This is a genomic window from Paenibacillus sp. FSL K6-1330, from assembly GCF_037976825.1.
GTDB lineage: Bacteria > Bacillota > Bacilli > Paenibacillales > Paenibacillaceae > Paenibacillus_AQ.
In genome coordinates this window covers 2,022,095-2,039,217 of record NZ_CP150269.1, presented here as the reverse complement: position 1 = coordinate 2,039,217, position 17,123 = coordinate 2,022,095, and the positions used below count along the sequence as shown (strand labels likewise).

Sequence of the window (17,123 nt, the reverse complement as noted above, 5' to 3'; positions counted from 1 at the left end):
GAGGACGATGAAAGTGGCGAGTTATACAAAGATTCCTGCCAACAACAAGCAAGGTTATAAATGGATTTGTACATTAGAGGGCCCTCAAGACCCAGTTACAGGAAAACGAAAGCAAATCCCTCGCCGTGGAGACACGAAAAAGGAAGCCTATGCACGTGCACAAAAAGTTTTAGATGATTTGAAAAATCATGGAATAGATGAAAAGAAAGTCCGGAAAATGACATTCGAGGATGTTGCCGAAGATTGGTTAAAGACTTATTCAAAACGTAAAGTTAAGCGAAGAACTGTTAGACAAAGAGGTGTCCAAATCAAAGTCCTCAATAGGTATCTAGCGAAGAAAAACATCTCTCAAATTACACATAGAGAATACCAACATATCTTTAATCACCTTGACGATGAAGGATATGAAAAAAACACCATGGACGGTATTCATAATACAGGTAACATGATTTTTAAATACGCTGTTCTTAATAAATTGAGAATGGATAATCCGGCGATCGACACTATCGTTCCCGAAAAGACGCTTAGCGTAGAGGAAATTGAGAATGCCGTTATCGAAGAGAAGTATCTCTCACGAAAAGAATTGTCCGAATTCCTTAAGGCTGCTATTGATCATGGCAAGCCCCAAGACAAGGAGATCTTTTATCTATTAGCCTTTAGCGGAATGAGGTCCGGGGAACTATGTTCATTGAATGAGAACACTGATTTAGATTTCGATAGAAACAGTATCAGGATCACCAAAACAATGGACAGTGATAATATGCGGAAATATCTGCTTACGCCTCCTAAAACAACGGGATCCATACGAACAGTCTCAGTGGACCCCATGGTAATGGAGATGCTGCATAAGCACATTAATCGAATGAAGGTACTGATGAAGGAGCACAAATTGTTGTTTCCGGATTATCACGATAAGGGTTTCCTCTTTCGTAATAATGACGGATACCCATTAAATGCCCAAGCAATTCGTGATCGGATGTATGCTATTTTGAAATTTACAGATATACAAAAAAAAGCGACTCCTCATATATTTAGACATACCCACGTTAGCATGTTAGCTGAAGCAGGTGTCGATCTAAAAACAATTATGGACCGTGTCGGTCACGACAATGAAAAAACCACCCTACAGATTTATACACATGTGACAGAGAAAATGAGACAAGATGCAGATCAAAAGATTCAAAAACACTTCGCAGACATCCTCAAAATTGATCATGAACCCGAATGATCTGCAGAGAATGTGATTTTTATGTGATTTTTTAAGGGATAGCGATTGGCATAAAAGCCCGCTATCCCTTTATTTAATCAGCTTTATTGATCAACTAATGTAACAATAACTTAAATATAGAACATATAGTTGTCTGCAGCAGACTGTTCATGATAGTTGATCAGATAGTCCAGCGTCGTGGAATCGAGGACTTCAGCAATGCTGTCGCGGATACGAAGCCATAGATCCCGCTTCGCCGGATCGTCCTCTTCCGTGAAGTCCACAGGGGATATCGGTCCTTCAAGCACACGGATTACATCTCCTGCCGTTATGGATGCCGGATCACGGGAAAGGATATATCCTCCATATGCGCCACGGATGCTTTTGACCAGTCCAGCATTTCGCAGCGGTGCGATCAGCTGCTCAAGATAATGTTCCGACAGCTGGTTCTTCTCGGCAATGCTCTTCAGCGAAGTTGGCCCTTCACCAAACCTGGCGGCCAGCTCCATCATAATTGTTAATCCGTATCTTCCTTTTGTTGATATCTTCAAGGGTGACACCTCTTTCGGTAATTTGTATATTATGTCCATCCTGTACATGAATTGTAGGTGGCGGGTTTAGCGACAAATACGACGTAATCTAAGCGTGAAGCAGCTTATCCTGTATTTTTCTCCGTATTCCGATCATTACCCTCAGCTTATGGTAACATATCCTGGACCTCAATGGGTAATATTCCAGCCGGAAACCCGAAAAATGTTCACGCTGAGTGGACAAAATGAAACGTGTGAACCTTGTTCCAATATGTTAAAATACCTCCATGGGCACAATTCAATATGAAAATGGTGATAACGATGTCAAAAGAAAAACATAACACTCGTATCGTTGTCGGCATGTCGGGAGGAGTCGACTCCTCCGTAACAGCACTCCTGCTCAAGCAGCAGGGTTATGAAGTGATCGGCATCTTTATGAAAAACTGGGATGACACCGATGAGCTTGGCTACTGCACAGCTGAAGCGGACGCTGAAGACGTGCGCCGCGTGTGCGAGCAGCTCGACATTCCCTACTATACCGTCAATTTCGAGAAGGAGTACTTTGATAAAGTATTTTCCTATTTCCTCGATGAATATAAAGCTGGGAGAACGCCGAACCCCGATGTCATGTGCAACCGTGAAATCAAATTCGGTGAATTTCTGAATAAGGCCATGGATCTGGGAGCCGACTATGTGGCTACCGGCCATTACGCCCGCGTCATCGAGGAGGACGGACAGTACCGGCTGCTGCGCGGCGTCGACAGCAATAAGGATCAAACCTACTTCCTTAATGCGCTGAGCCAAGAGCAGCTCTCCAAAGCAATGTTCCCGATCGGGCATCTGCCGAAACCGGAAGTTCGCCGACTCGCTGAGGAAGCCGGACTGTATACCGCCAAGAAAAAAGACAGCACCGGCGTTTGCTTCATCGGCGAACGAAATTTCAAAGAATTTCTTGGACAGTACCTCCCCGCCCAATCCGGTGATATGGTGGACATTGTCACGGGTGAAGTGAAAGGCCGCCATGATGGCTTGATGTACTACACGCTGGGACAACGCCAAGGTCTCGGCATTGGCGGCTCAGGCTCCGGAGAGCCTTGGTTTGTTGCCGACAAGGATTTAACTAACAATATTCTGTACGTTGTCCAAGGCGATCATCCGAGTTTGTATTCAACTGGACTCGTTGCCTCCGGAATCAATTGGATTGCAGGACAAGACGCTATGCCCAAAGACGCCTTTACCTGCACCGCGAAATTCCGCTACCGTCAGCCGGACCAGGAGGTAACGATAACTCCACGCGAAGACGGAACCGTTCATGTCGCTTTTGCCAAGCCGCAAAAAGCAATCACGCCGGGCCAAGCCGTTGTCTTCTACCAAGGGGACGAATGCCTTGGCGGCGGAACTATCGAAACGGCGGATAAAGTTCCATATTAATCCGCTGCCGTAATGCGAAGAGCACACACTGAACACGGAAGTTTCCGTAAAGTGTGTGCTCTTTTTTTTACGTGCTAGCGAAGAATATATTCAACCGTTACTCCCCGTTCTAGGCTGGCGGCTACGTCAACTAAGCGCTGATTCGAGCTGCCTCGAAAGGGAAGCGAGACATCCCTTAGCTCCAACTGAAATTTGCCATCCACGATAACATCACACTGTTTCGCCAATTCGCGCAGCTTTGGCTGCCTCATCAGCGCTTCAAAGGTGAAGCCCGTGTAGGCCCATACACTTTTCCCAGGACAGAGGGTCCTGAGCTTGCGTACAAACGCCGCAGACTCCTCCGGCGAGAAGAACGGATCCCCACCGCATAAGGTCACGCCATCCAGCAAAGGGTTGTCGATAATATCCTGCAGTATGGACGCAGACAATTCTTCTGTAAACAGCTCCCCAGCTTCAAAGTCCCAGGAATCCGTATTAAAACATCCGGCGCAAGCATGACGGCAGCCGCTCACGAATAGAACTGCCCGAACTCCTGGGCCTTCATTAATGCTCTCGGGGATATACCCGCACACATTCACAGATGTTTCACCCGATCCCTGACCTCAGCCTGCTTGGCCGAATTGAAGCGCTCCGTATAATTGCCCGTTAGGTATCCCGTCACCCTCCGCAGCCGCTGGAAGTTTCCATCCGCCTCCGAGGCTCCGCATCCAGGGCAAGAGCTTCCGATGATCCCTTCGTAATTGCATGCCGGGCAACGATCGACGGGATGGTTTACGGAGAAATATCCGATATTCTGCTGCAGGGCAAACTGTACGATGTCCCGAAAAGCAGCCGTATTCTGCCGGGCATTGCCGTCCAGCTCCACATACGAAATCGCTCCTGCATTACACAGCTCATGGAAAGGAGCCTCGGAACGGATTTTGCGGTACGCGGCCATCGGATAATACACCGGAATATGAAACGAATTCGTATAATACTCGCGATCTGTGACACCCTCGATCACACCAAAGGTTTGCCGGTCCATCTTCGTGAATTTCCCCGATAACCCTTCTGCCGGCGTGGCAAACAACGTAATGTTCAGGTTATATCTTTCACTGGCTGCATCGCAAAACTGACGCATATGCCGGATGATCTCGATTCCCAGACTGCGGCTGGTCTCATCTTCTCCGTGGTGCAGCCCGGTTAACGCCTTCAGGCATTCAGCCAGCCCGATAAATCCAAGCGCAAGGGTTCCGTGCTTGATGAGCTCGCGAACCTTATCCTCCGGTGCCAGTGCCTCGCCGCCTTCCCACACGCCTTCCCGCATCATAAAATCAGACGCTTTGGCCGGTTGGTCGGCCTGCAGCTCGTAACGATGAATCAAACCCTCTACCGCAATCGTCAAATACTGATCCAACTGCTCGTAGAAGAGGTTCAGATCCGGCATATCCCGTTTGCCTTCGATAATGCCATGCTCAATGCCGAGACGAACCAGATTGATCGTATTAAAAGATAAATTACCTTTGCCGCTTAGACGGTTTCGCCCGAACCGGTCTGAAATCGTCCGGGTCCTGCAGCCCATGGTGGCAATAATCGTGTCTGGCTCGTCCGGGTTATAGTAGACCAGATTAAACGATGCATCCACGTTGACAAAATTCGGGTAGAGCCTGCGGCTGGAGCACTCAACAGCTTTCAGGAACAGATCGTAGTTGGGCTCCCCTTCCGCCTGATTAATGCCCTGCTTGCACTGGAAAATATGCTGCGGAAATATCGGCGTCTCTCCCCCGCCGAGCCCTCTCATCGTGGCATCCAGTAGAGCGTGGGACACCAGCCTTCCTTCGGTTGACGTGCACATGCCATAGTTCAGCGATGTAAAAGGGATCTGTCCGCCGGCCCGGCTGCTCATCGTGTTTAGATTGTGAATCAGGGATTCCGCGGCCTGCTTTACTTCATTCACCGTTTCGTTATATGCATAGTGATATATTCGTGGATAAATTTCTTTCAACTGCTCATTGTCTATGTATAATTCGTTATCCGGAAGAACTCGAACATTGGGTCTATGATCCCCCTGCTCACACTCTCCGAAGTAGGCTAGCCCTTTGCGAAAATGCCGACGAAACGATTTTCCGACATACGGGGCCAGATCCCAATCGATTTTATTTCCGGACACGCCGCCGAATTGACTGTTCTGCTGGGATTGAAAGATGATGGCCACCAGCGCCATCGCGGTCATGATACTCTGCGGCGGCCTAACCGATCCGTTACCGGTATTGAATCCCTTGGCCAATAGTCGGTCAAACGGAATGAAAATGCAGTTCGTTGTTCCGAGTGCATACTGGTCCAGGTCATGCACATACACATAACCATCCCTCACCGCTCTCATGAGATCTCCTGGGAGGATGAATTTGCTTGCCATCCATTTGGCGTACTCGGAGCCGATCCGACTCATTTTTCCACTGAAGGATTCCCCGTTCAGATTCGCATTCTCCCGCAGCAGATCCAGATTCGTTACCCCAATAACATCCGTGCTGATCTTGTAAAGCTCTCCCCGCCGCATCCGCTCCAGGTCACGGGTTTCCCTGTAATGTTGATAAGCTGCCGCTGCCTCTGCATAACCTGTATTTTGCAAATGCTCGACAACGATATCCTGAATTTCCTCCACACTCACCTGCTCCATCTCCGCGGTGGCACGAACAACCGCATCGCCAATCTGCAGGGAAGCCTCCATGCGGGACACACCCTCAACGGCTATAAACGCTTTATCCACTGCATTCACAATCCGGTTTATCTCAAAATTCACCAGGCACCCGTCTCTCTTCATGACTTTCATGAAATCGATCAACTCCTTCTCCTTAGATCATCAACACACTATATATAGTCTCGTTTTATAAATTTACATCCATATATAGTTTGATGCTGTGAGATAGATCACGGCGGTCAGTCTGAGAAACGGATCAGGCGATTCCTGAAAACAGCCTTGAGGGCCTTATGCCCAACAGAAAAAAGGCACTCGAGTGATCCATCGATCACATCGGGTACCTTCTTGCTTATCTACAGTAGAATTAACTTTCGGCGGGCGGCATTGGAGTTGGTGTCGGCTTCGCATAGCCTGTGCTGTATTTCTCGTCGATTGCGGTCCGAATATCCGTCAGGCTCTTGCCCTCGCTGCTCATTTTGGCAGATTCCACGGCAATGTCCAAACACACCCCGCAGCGGGTGCCATGATCGTCCCACACCACGGTGCCGTCCTCCTGAATCTCATCAATAAAACAGTTCAGGTTGCTCTCATGACCGGCACTGTCTCCACAGCCGCAATAACAAGGAATATATTTCATGACATCACTCACCTGCGCAGACAAGGCATAGATCGTTTGCATCTCGCTGGTCTGGCTCATCAAAAAGGCAGGCAGCTCATCAATCGAAGCCGTTGCCTCCTGAATATCCCCGTTGGCCAGCTGCGTCTGATGTCCGTGCTCATGCGCTGCCTCCGCGGCCTGTCCACTTTCGACCTGCTCCTGGGCGTTTTTCCCCGAACAGCCGCTCAGCATAAGACCAGCGGACAGCAGCAGGATGACAAACCGCTGTTTCCCTGTTTTCATCATTCGTTTCCTCCATTTAGCTAAACTAGCGGCCATTGATTCTGTTAGTGCTGTAAGACCCTATTCTTCGCGTCGTAATCGCTGATTGTGTGCGATCTTGGCTTCATTCCCCTGCTCCGTCGCCTGATAGAACACCCGGCGGGAGAGCTCCTTCGGCAGATATTCCTGCTTCACGTAATGGCCTGGATAATCGTGCGGGTACTTGTAGCCGACATGTCCCAACTTCACCGCCCCCGAGTAATGCGCATCACGGAGATGAAGCGGAACCTCAGCCGATTTCACTTCATCCATGGCGGACATCGCCCGGGATATGGCGGTCACAACGCCATCCGATTTGGGGCTCTCCACCGCAAACAGAATCGCCTGGGCAATGTTCAACTTGGCTTCCGGCCAGCCGTTATTCCGGTAGGCATCCAGTGCGCTCACCGCCTGCACCATCGCTTGCGGATTAGCCAGCCCGATATCCTCGCTGCTGGCAGCAATCAATCGGCGGATGAACACCATCGGGTCCATCCCTAGCTTTTCGACCGCATACAGGAACCAGAACAAGGCCGCATCACTGGAACCTCGAATGCTTTTATGGAAGGCAGACAGCACGTCATACTGCGTGGACTCGTCCGCCTTGACGAGCGGCTTGCGTATCGATTCTTCGGCCACTTCGAGCGTAATATGAACCCTGCCGCTTTCATCCGGGGGCGTGGTCATGGCCGCTAATTCGAGGGCGTTCAGAGCACGGCGGATGTCGCCGTTCGCCATCGTTGCAATATGCTCCAATGCTTCCTCGTCTGCCTGGAGATCCATGAATCCAAGTCCTTTATCTGGATCGGATAACGCGCGCTGCATGGCGATCATGGAATGGTTCTTAGTCAGCGGCTCAAGCTGGAACAAGGTTGAACGACTCATCAAGGCCCCATTTACGTAATGAAATGGATTCTCTGTTGTCGCGCCAATAAATATAATCGTACCGTTCTCCACGGCAGGCAGCAGCGCATCCTGTCTTGAACTGTTAAAGCGGTGAACCTCATCTAGGAACAGGATCGTTTTGGTGCCGTACAGACTGCGGTTGCTCTGGGCTTGCTCAATGACTTCCCTGACGTCCTTAACCGAGGCTTCCACCGCATTCAGCCGAACGAAGTACCCCTTCGTTTGCTGGGAGATAATATGCGCCAGCGTTGTTTTGCCGCAACCCGGCGGGCCGTACAATAAAATGGAAGAGACCTGGTCTGCTTCTATGGCACGTCTGAGCAGTTTGCCCGGTCCGATAATCTGTTCCTGTCCTATATATTCATCCAGCGACGAAGGGCGCATCCGATCGGCCAGCAGCCTGGAATCCCGGTCCCCTTCACGCCCGATACTGAATAAATCCATAACTACACTTCCTTGTCTGATATCAATGCAAAGATAAGCCGGTTTCAATCAAATCCGTCACACTCTATCATACCATATTCAATTTTGTCATGCCTGTAGCAAGCCTATGGACATCCACGCTAGTGGTTCGGATACCCATCGATATTCGCTGCTCGTTTAACATGATAACCAACTTTTATCTTTCCGGAGCGTTACTTAATTATAGGAAATTATAGAGAAGCCTTATCTAAGGAGAGTGGCTATGACGACTCGCAAGAAGTCCAAACGCAATTTATCTAGAGGGGCTATGAATATGGGAATCAGTTTACTTGGACTCTATACCTATGTTAATCAAAACAATCTATTAAAGGAGATCTATGGGCCAGAATACCTCGACGATGAGAGGCTGGCGATAAATCTATTGTATACCATCCTTATCTTGCAGTTCCTGATCGGCCTGTATGCCTTCATCCGTTCCTCCATTATTCTTTATGAGTATAAACAGGGCATCCGCAGTGAGGAAGATGAAATCTCGTTAGACCATGAGAACTCGAAGGGAGGTTTTTGAATTGAAACGAAAACCTATGCGAAAAATGACCCTCTACATCATCTTGGCAGCTGCACTCTTCTTTCTCGCCGTTTGGACTTTGATCCGGTATATCGATAACCTTGGTTCTTCCTACCAAATGTTTGGTTAAGCGCGGGCACAGCAAAAAGCCCCGCAGAGACAAGCACATGCAGACATGTACCACCCCACGGGACATTTTATGTTCTTTCCTCTTCGCGCTTAGTAACACAATCCTATCTTACTCTGCGGGCCAGCCGATGGCTGTAATATCCGAAGCGTCCGCCGTCACATAAGAAGGACGCGCTTCACCATGCAGCAGCCACAGCTCATGCAGTGCCCGGGTGCAGCCGACGTACATCAGCTTGGCATCCCAAGCTTTTTCCGCGTAATGACTCCGATCCGCATCCGCTACCAAAACCGCATCGAACTCAAGTCCTTTAGACAAATAAACAGGAAGCACGGAGTACCCCCCCTGATACGTTCCTTTGCTGCCATCGATCAGATTCAGCATCGGCCATGCAGCAATTAATTGCTCATGCAGCTCTTTCGCTTCCCTCAAGGTTCGGGTGAGAATGGCTACCGTCCGATATTCCTTAGCGATGAGTGCCTCCATCGCCCGTTCCAAATCTCTTGTTCTGGATTTCTCCGACTCATAAGGAATGAGGCGAACGGCATCGCCGCTTCGAAATACGGGTACGGCGAGCAGATCACTGCTGACACCCTTCTCCAAAATGCCGTTGGCAAATTCGATGATCTCCATCGTCGAGCGGTAACTGCGTGTCAACGCAAAATAAGCTGTTTCCTCTTCCTTAAATAAGGAGCTCATTTCCTCCCACGCATGAACGCCGCGATAGGCATGAATGCCCTGCGACAAATCACCTAATATGGTGAAGGAATGTCCTCTTACGAACAGGTCCAGCACAGCTACCTGAAATGGCGAGAAATCCTGAGCCTCATCAATGACGATGTGGTCAAAACGCTGCTCACCGGTAATATCATTCAACAAACAGTGGAAATACAGCAGGGCAGGCAAATCCTCTTCGCGGACCACGTTTTTCTTCAGATCTTTACGCGTTGCCGCGAGCACCTCGGACGGAATCAGAGCGGTTAGCTCTGCAAACATCGTTCCGGTCGCCTTTGCCGCACCAAACAATTGTTTATATAATGAGACCGGCTCAAATTTCGGCCATCGGTTCGCATAAGCCTTTTCTCGTTGAGCCGCTTTTTTCTTCCGTTCTTTCATCACGGCCGCTGATGGCGATTTCTTCAGTTCCATCTCGACCCAGCGGTGCAATCTGGCAAGCAGCCGTTCCTTCCGTTTGGCCAGTGGATATGGTTTATATTCCTGGTAGAACCATTCCGCGATCGTCTCCTGTTTCAGTACGGCCCCATCCCATGGTGAGAAGTCCCCGTCCGGTAGAGCCTCGGTTTCGATAGCCTCCACGCAGCGCCGGATGATCTCCATCAGTCTCAATGAGCCTTTATAGCGCCCGCTGACATTATCGTCAATATCCGGGGTTCCCTGCCCCGGGTCGGTCTCGAACCATAGATGAAGCGTCTGTGCATGATCATCCGAAGCGAGCTCGATATCGAGCAGCTCCGCTGCCCAATCGCCAAACGTGCGCTGCTGTATATCGCCAACTCCGAGCTCGGGCAGTACGTCGGATATGTAATCCAGAAACATCAGGTTGGGTGCAAATATGATCATTTTCTCCGCGGTTACCTGCTCCTTGTATTGATAGAGCAAATAAGCCAGCCGATGCAGGGCCACCGTCGTTTTTCCGCTTCCCGCCACCCCTTGGATAATGAGAGCGGTATTTTTGGCAGCCCGGATGATTTTGTCCTGCTCGGCTTGGATCGTAGATACGATATCCCGAAGCCGGTTGTCCTTGTTCTCCCCGAGACGGTAGACCAAAAACTCATCGGATACGGCAGGTCCGCCGCTCTCCCGATTGTACGTATCCGATACCCGTTCCAAAATTTGCTTGCGGATCACAACGTTGCGTTTTAAATACACCAGCCCCTCGATGATTCCTTCGGGTGCTTCGAACGATGCCGGGTCGGTACCGCCCGTAAACGAATAAAATAGGCTCGCGACCGGGGCTCGCCAATCAATCACCATCGGGTGATCCCCGGCATCTTCCTTATCGAAGCCAATCTTCCCGATGTAGAGCGGTTTCTTCGCTCCCGTTCCGCTCTCCTGAAAATCCAGCCTCCCGAAGTAAGGCTCCGGCAAACTTTTGGCGAGGGCCTGCCGTTTCTCTTCCCGCCCCGCTTCGAGCACCTGCTCCGTAAAATCATGGCCTGTGTATACGGGAATCCCGCGCAAACGTTCAAGCTGACGGTCAATTTCAACGATAACCTCGTTTAGCCTTGACTCTTCTTCTTGATAGGCACTTTGAAAAGATTCTGACACTTTCAGTTACCTCCTAAGAAACATATTTTTTCGCATCGAAAGTCTGGCTTTAAGGGCCGTGACACAAAAAGGAGTTCCATTGTAGCACAGCTGGTACGAATATACTAGCAAAGCTCTGTCACAGGAATTTCATGGTGCTGGTTTTCCATTCATACTCGCTTCGGCGATGACCATAAAAAACGCAGCGTCCATTGCTTTGGACACTGCGTTTTATTAACCACTCTATGTTTTGGTCGAAGGCGCGTTTCGTCCTGCCTTCCGCTTGTCTATCGTTTTCTCAATCCGAGTTTTACTGGATCATTATAACGAAACGCCACCCTTTTCGAGCAGTTCTCTGACCGTTACGCTGACCATAATCAGTCCGGCCACTGGCGGAACAAATGCATTGCTTGCCGGAGGCTGCTTCGCTTTCCGGATTTCAGGGGCATTCTCGGGTACGATCTTCTCCGTAACGTCCTGGCGGGGTTTCATCGGCTCCTCTAGTGAGAATACGACCTTGACCCCTTTCTTGATGCCGTCTTTGCGCAGCTTGGTGCGTACGATACGGGCAATCGGATCCATGGACGTTTTGGAGATGTCGGCTACCTGGAACTTCGTGGGGTCCATTTTGTTGGCTGCCCCCATGCTGGAGATGATAGGAATCCCGCGCCGCAGGCATTCCTTGATCAGATGTACTTTATAAATGATCGTATCCGACGCATCAATCACATAATCCAGATCGAATTTAAACAACTCTTCATACGTCTCTTCGGTGTAGAACATGTTCAGGGCGATCGCTTCACATTCCGGATTGATCAGTTTGACACGTTCAACCATCAGGTCTGCTTTCTTCTGACCTACCGTGGTCGTTAGGGCATGGATCTGCCGATTGATGTTGGTGATATCCACAACGTCTTTGTCGATCAGAATGATACGGCCTACCCCGGAACGGGCGAGGGCTTCCACCGCAATGCCTCCCACGCCGCCGATACCCAGCACGGCTACCGTGCTGTTCTTCATCACTTCAAGGCCCTCAGGACCAATGGCTAATTCCGTACGGGAAAATTGGTGCAGCATAATTCAAGCAACCTCCTTTATCAAGAACAACGGACTTATTTCTCGTCGCCCGGTTTCTTGGCGAGTTTGATATGCAGCTGCTCCAGCTGTCCTCCGTCCACCTGGGAAGGAGCGTCCATCAACAGATCTGTTGCGCTTGCCGTTTTCGGGAACGCAATCGTTTCACGCAAGTTCGTGCGTCCGGCAAGCAGCATCACCAAACGGTCCAACCCAAAGGCGATTCCGCCATGTGGAGGAGTGCCATACTCAAACGCGTCCATAAGATAACCGAATTTGTCATGCGCCACTTCCGGCGACATACCCAGAGCCGCAAACATTTTCTCTTGGATCTCGCGTTTGAAAATCCGCATGGAACCGCCGCCTACTTCGTATCCATTCAGAACGATGTCGTAAGCTTCCGCACGCACGGCAAGCGGATCCGTATCCATCAATTCCAGATCTTCGTCTTTTGGACGGGTGAACGGATGATGCTCGGCCACATAGCGCTTCGCCTCTTCATCATAGCTGAACAGCGGGAAGTCCAGCACCCAAGCAAACTTGTACTCGTTGTCGTTGATCAGGCCAAGCTGGCGTCCGATTTTCAAGCGGAGTGCGCCCAGGACATCGGCAACCACTTTTTTATTGTCTGCGGAGAACAGCAGCAAGTCGCCATCTTCGGCTCCCGTACGTTCTCTTACCGCTTCAATTTCCTGCTCGCTGAAGAATTTCACGATAGGTCCTTTGAACTCGCCTTCTTTCACTTGAATCCAAGCAAGCCCCTTCGCTCCGTAACGGGCTGCATATGGCCCCAGATCGTCAATTTCCTTACGTGTCCAAGTCCCGCAACCTTTAGCGTTCAAACACTTCACTTCGCCGCCTTTTTCAATAACGGAAGAGAATACTTTGACCCCGCTGTTAGCAACGATATCGTTCATTTCGATCAATTCCAAACCGAAGCGAAGATCCGGTTTATCGGAGCCGTATTTGCCCATCGCATCGGCATAACTGATACGCTGGAATGGCGTTGCAAGTTCAACGCCGATGGTTTCCTTGAACAACTTCACCATTAGCTGCTCCATCATGTTCAGCAGGTCGTCGCGTTCCATGAAGGACGTCTCGATGTCGACCTGGGTAAACTCAGGCTGACGGTCAGCCCGCAAGTCTTCGTCACGGAAACAGCGTGCAATTTGGTAGTAACGTTCAAGCCCGCTCACCATGAGGAGCTGCTTGTAAATTTGCGGAGATTGTGGAAGTGCAAAGAATTCACCTGCGTGCACACGGCTCGGTACGAGATAGTCACGGGCGCCTTCCGGCGAGCTCTTGGTCAGAATCGGCGTTTCCACATCCACAAAGCCCTCGTCGTCGAGGAAGTCGCGGAATACTTTAGACGCTTTGGAGCGCAGCATCAGCGTTTTTTGCATCTCTGGACGACGCAGGTCCAGATATCGATATTTCAAGCGAAGCTGCTCATCCACTTCCACGCCGTCTTCGATAAAGAACGGAGGTGTTTTGGCTGCATTCAGCACTTCAATGCTTGTCACTTGGACTTCGATTTCGCCAGTAGGCAGGTTCGCGTTGAACGTTTCAGGATCACGCTTTACGACTTTACCGGATACGGCCACGACGAATTCGCTGCGGACCTTATCGGCAACAGCCAAAGCTTCGCCGGAGAAATCCGGGTTAAATACGATTTGCATGATGCCGCTGCGATCGCGAAGATCGATGAACAGCACGCCTCCCAAGTCGCGGCGGGTCTGTACCCAGCCGTTCAGTGTTACAGTTTCTCCAATGTTCGCGGTTGTCAGGTGACCGCATTGATGCGTCCTTTTCATCGTTTATCATTCCCCTTTAATATTATTAAGTCGCTTCATGCGACGATTAAACCAATTCTTGTACCAGACGATCCAATTTAACTGTACGCTGTTCGCCGGTTTCCATCGACTTCAGGGCAATTTCTCCGCGCGCCAGTTCGTCATCACCCAAAATGGCGGTATAACGAGCTTGCAGACGGTCGGCGGATTTCATCTGGGCTTTCATTTTCCGGCCGAGGTAATCACGTTCGGCTGCTACGCCATTGCTCCGCAGTTCGTAGATCAATTTTGCCACTTCCTGCTCGGCGGCTTCACCCAGCGCCACCAGATAGACATCCAGCGGCTTGGCGGCTGACAGATTAACACCTTGATGCTCCAGGATCAATAGGATTCGCTCAAGACCAATCCCGAACCCGATGCCCGGCTGATCCGGTCCGCCGATCTGATCGACCAGTCCGTTGAACCGTCCTCCGCCGCCTACCGTATCAATTGCGCCGATGCCCTGGGCCTTGAATTCAAATGCGGTATGCGTATAATAGTCCAATCCCCGAACAAGTCTTGGATTGATCTCATACTCGATGCCCATGGCGTCCAGGTACCCTTTTACTTTCTCAAAATGTGTGCTGCATTCCTCATCCAGGCTGTCCAGAATCGAAGGTGCATCACCGAACTTCCCTTGGTCCTTCTTGCAATCCAGCACGCGCAGCGGGTTGCGTTCCATGCGTGACTGGCAATCCGAGCATAGGCTCTCTTTCATAGGTTCCAGGAAAGCAAGTAATGTACTTCGGTAAGCTGCCCGTACCTCTGGCGTCCCTACGGAGTTAATCTCCGCTTTTACGCCGTTCAGCCCAAGCTCCTTGTAGAAGCTGTAACCCAGCGCAATCACCTCAGCATCAATAGCCGGATCTGCAGTCCCGAACACCTCTACGCCGAACTGGTGGAACTGGCGGTAGCGTCCCGCCTGTGGGCGCTCGTAGCGGAACATGGGGCCCATGTAGTACAGCTTCGTGACGTCAGGCTCTCCATACAGCTTGTTTTGCACGTAAGCCCGGACGACGCCTGCCGTTCCTTCTGGACGGAGGGTCATGCTGCGATCGCCTTTATCCCTGAACGTATACATTTCCTTTTCTACGATGTCGGTGGTTTCGCCCACCCCGCGTTTGAACAACTCGGTCTGTTCAAAGATCGGTGTGCGAATTTCGCGGTAGTTGTATCTCCGGCACAAATCCCGTGCCTTCTCCTCGATAAACTGCCATTTCTCGACGGCACCTGGCAGGATGTCCTGCGTGCCTGTCGGTTTCTCGAATTTATCGTTTGCCATCTTCATCCCTCTTTCTAAGGAGTCATTTCGCAAAAAGTCGTGAAAACTAAAAAATCTCCCGCCCCGCTGTCTTAAGACAACAGGGACGAGAGATATTCATATAATCACCCGTGGTACCACCCACATTCCGGCGTCGACACACCATAAATCAGTGCATTCAATCATCCGCTTCATCCGTTTAACGCCCGGTCGCGCAGTTCGGCTACTGTCTATCCCACCGGTCAACCGGTGCTTGCTTCGCCGTCTGTTCTCGGGGAGGTCATTCGTCCACTCATCAAGCGAATCCTTACAGCCAAGGGATTCTTCTCTGGTCTTGTGGGGATGGAGTACTTGTTCCCGTCATGAAATCCATTATTCATAAATATAGTATACCCAAAACATTATATTTTTAGATTCTAATGAACTACCACACTAAAGTCAAGAAACTTTGTAGAAATTGCCCGAAAAAAGAAAAAAACCTACAAACCACGTTGTAGGTCCAAAACATATATTATATAAAAAAGGGGGTCATGCTGTTATTATAAACAGGGAATATTAAAGGAACATTGAACAAACATTACAGTTATGTTACAAGCGAGAAAGCGCTTTTAATAAATGAACCGCAAAAGGCTGCTCCATCTGCGGAACAGCCCTTTTGTGTACTAATGAATATGCCCTATACGAATGATAATCTCCAACTTCTTAGGGAATCCAAACGCCTGTCAGGCATTTTCCGTCAATTAATCAAATCGCTCCACATAAGCGTTATTCGCCCGCAAATCATGTACGATCTGATCGTAATCCTCGTCCCTTACCTTAACGGACAGCGTATATCTCAGATCATCATAGTCCCGGTCCGTCACGTCCGCTTCGCGCCATGCGTCGCCCAGCGTATCATCGCCGTGTGGCCGATCTTGCGCTTTATCGCGGCTGTCATCGGCATCCCGTGATCCCACGATGACCCCCGGAGCCCCGACGACTCCGCCTGGAGCTCCCATCGTTGTAGCCCCTGCAGTTGCTCCACCCGTGCCGGAATTACCCCATGGCACCAGCGGCACGAGGATATTGCCCCCACCTCGAACCGGATCCTGAAGCTGTCCCACCTCCAACTGCTCTGTGTTGTACGTTAACAGCCTCGTCCTTGCGCCTTCAGCGTCGTCTTCCGTTCTGAAATAAGCTTGAATTTGTCTAGACATGTCCATTCCTCCTTTTTTCAACCCACTTGTTTGAAAAACCGGTATAACATGGACAACCATATAGCATACAACTACTCACTTCTTACAATGCCTTTAACAGCTCACGCACGAAGGCTGGCTCGTCTTTCGGCGTCCGGGAAGTAATGAAATTGCGATCCACGACGACTTCCTCATCCTTAAAGTTTGCGCCTGCGTTTACCATGTCATCCTGAAGCGGAGGATAGGAAGTGATCGTACGTCCCTTCAGCAGGTCGGCACTTGCCAGAATTTGCGGCCCGTGGCATATTGAGGCAATCGGTTTGCCTGCCTTGTCCGCTGATGCAACAAACTGCAATATATGGGAATCCAGACGCAAATTTTCCGGAGAAGAGCCGCCTGGAATAACCACCGCATCATAATCGTTTATATTGACGTCGGCAATGGCTTTATCCGTAGTATACGATGCCTTGCCCTGTTTACCCTTTACCTCTTGTCCTTGTTTCAATCCAATAATATCAGCTTGATGCCCCGCTTCCTTCACGGCATCATAAGGAGTTTTCATCTCGGAATCTTCGAATTGGTCAGCTAGTAGAAATGCAACTTTACTCATCTGGCATATCTCCTTTCATGATTGTCCTCGATTTGTTATTACCCTGGAATGCCTTTTTTATAACAGCGGAATGAACGGAAGCCCCATGATCTACACCATTGGAGTTACAAGTCAT

Annotated in this window: 15 protein-coding genes; 4 read left to right on the top strand and 11 right to left on the bottom strand. The window is 50.0% G+C overall.

Annotation, left to right across the window (positions count from 1 at the left end; all coding sequences use genetic code 11):
* Positions 1 to 13 precede the first annotated feature (13 nt).
* Positions 14 to 1,228, top strand: coding sequence for a tyrosine-type recombinase/integrase (locus tag NYE54_RS09055; RefSeq protein ID WP_339271656.1), 1,215 nt, complete (start codon positions 14 to 16; stop codon positions 1,226 to 1,228).
* Positions 1,229 to 1,338: 110 nt separating this feature from the next.
* On the opposite strand, the gene NYE54_RS09050 is transcribed toward NYE54_RS09055, so the two are convergent.
* Positions 1,339 to 1,758: an Rrf2 family transcriptional regulator gene (locus NYE54_RS09050; RefSeq protein WP_009592789.1), complete on the bottom strand. Its 420-nt coding sequence runs from the start codon at positions 1,756 to 1,758 to the stop codon at positions 1,339 to 1,341.
* A gap of 300 nt (positions 1,759 to 2,058) precedes the next feature.
* Between NYE54_RS09050 and mnmA the strand changes: the two genes are divergently transcribed.
* Positions 2,059 to 3,168, top strand: coding sequence for a tRNA 2-thiouridine(34) synthase MnmA (gene mnmA / locus NYE54_RS09045; protein ID WP_144023395.1), 1,110 nt, complete (start codon positions 2,059 to 2,061; stop codon positions 3,166 to 3,168).
* Positions 3,169 to 3,242: 74 nt separating this feature from the next.
* On the opposite strand, the gene nrdG is transcribed toward mnmA, so the two are convergent.
* The 4 genes from nrdG to NYE54_RS09025 form a co-directional block, all read right to left on the bottom strand.
* Complete coding sequence (gene nrdG, locus NYE54_RS09040; RefSeq protein ID WP_339271652.1) at positions 3,243 to 3,746, bottom strand: anaerobic ribonucleoside-triphosphate reductase activating protein; 504 nt, start codon at positions 3,744 to 3,746, stop codon at positions 3,243 to 3,245.
* Positions 3,743 to 5,977, bottom strand: a complete 2,235-nt coding sequence (locus NYE54_RS09035) for an anaerobic ribonucleoside triphosphate reductase (protein ID WP_339271650.1) — start codon at positions 5,975 to 5,977, stop codon at positions 3,743 to 3,745. Before NYE54_RS09035 ends, nrdG begins: the two co-directional genes overlap by 4 nt.
* Positions 5,978 to 6,209: 232 nt before the next feature.
* Positions 6,210 to 6,749 carry a PCYCGC motif-containing (lipo)protein gene (locus tag NYE54_RS09030; RefSeq protein WP_339271648.1) on the bottom strand — a complete coding sequence of 180 codons (540 nt, stop codon included), beginning with the start codon at positions 6,747 to 6,749 and terminating at the stop codon, positions 6,210 to 6,212.
* Positions 6,750 to 6,806: 57 nt separating this feature from the next.
* On the bottom strand, positions 6,807 to 8,114 hold the full coding sequence (locus tag NYE54_RS09025) for a replication-associated recombination protein A (protein ID WP_076320452.1): 1,308 nt from the start codon (positions 8,112 to 8,114) through the stop codon (positions 6,807 to 6,809).
* 241 nt (positions 8,115 to 8,355) lie between these two features.
* On the opposite strand from NYE54_RS09025, the gene NYE54_RS09020 reads away from it, so the two are divergent.
* Positions 8,356 to 8,661 carry a hypothetical protein gene (locus NYE54_RS09020; RefSeq protein ID WP_339271646.1) on the top strand — a complete coding sequence of 102 codons (306 nt, stop codon included), beginning with the start codon at positions 8,356 to 8,358 and terminating at the stop codon, positions 8,659 to 8,661.
* A 1-nt stretch (position 8,662) separates the two neighbouring features.
* Complete coding sequence (locus NYE54_RS09015) at positions 8,663 to 8,791, top strand: hypothetical protein (protein ID WP_339271644.1); 129 nt, start codon at positions 8,663 to 8,665, stop codon at positions 8,789 to 8,791.
* A 108-nt stretch (positions 8,792 to 8,899) separates the two neighbouring features.
* Here NYE54_RS09015 and NYE54_RS09010 read toward each other — a convergent pair whose 3' ends face one another.
* The 6 genes from NYE54_RS09010 to NYE54_RS08985 form a co-directional block, all read right to left on the bottom strand.
* On the bottom strand, positions 8,900 to 11,077 hold the full coding sequence (locus NYE54_RS09010; protein WP_339271642.1) for a UvrD-helicase domain-containing protein: 2,178 nt from the start codon (positions 11,075 to 11,077) through the stop codon (positions 8,900 to 8,902).
* A gap of 300 nt (positions 11,078 to 11,377) precedes the next feature.
* On the bottom strand, positions 11,378 to 12,133 hold the full coding sequence (locus tag NYE54_RS09005) for a tRNA threonylcarbamoyladenosine dehydratase (protein ID WP_098742591.1): 756 nt from the start codon (positions 12,131 to 12,133) through the stop codon (positions 11,378 to 11,380).
* Between the two features lie 35 nt (positions 12,134 to 12,168).
* Positions 12,169 to 13,944: an aspartate--tRNA ligase gene (gene aspS, locus NYE54_RS09000; RefSeq protein ID WP_076320448.1), complete on the bottom strand. Its 1,776-nt coding sequence runs from the start codon at positions 13,942 to 13,944 to the stop codon at positions 12,169 to 12,171.
* A 46-nt stretch (positions 13,945 to 13,990) separates the two neighbouring features.
* The gene (gene hisS, locus NYE54_RS08995) at positions 13,991 to 15,244 is read right to left on the bottom strand and encodes a histidine--tRNA ligase (protein ID WP_339271640.1); all 1,254 of its coding nucleotides are present in this window, start codon (positions 15,242 to 15,244) and stop codon (positions 13,991 to 13,993) included.
* Between the two features lie 719 nt (positions 15,245 to 15,963).
* Positions 15,964 to 16,419, bottom strand: coding sequence for a hypothetical protein (locus NYE54_RS08990; protein ID WP_339271638.1), 456 nt, complete (start codon positions 16,417 to 16,419; stop codon positions 15,964 to 15,966).
* A gap of 82 nt (positions 16,420 to 16,501) precedes the next feature.
* Entirely contained in the window at positions 16,502 to 17,008 is a 507-nt protein-coding gene (locus NYE54_RS08985) for a type 1 glutamine amidotransferase domain-containing protein (RefSeq protein ID WP_100535766.1), read from the bottom strand.
* Positions 17,009 to 17,123 lie beyond the last annotated feature (115 nt).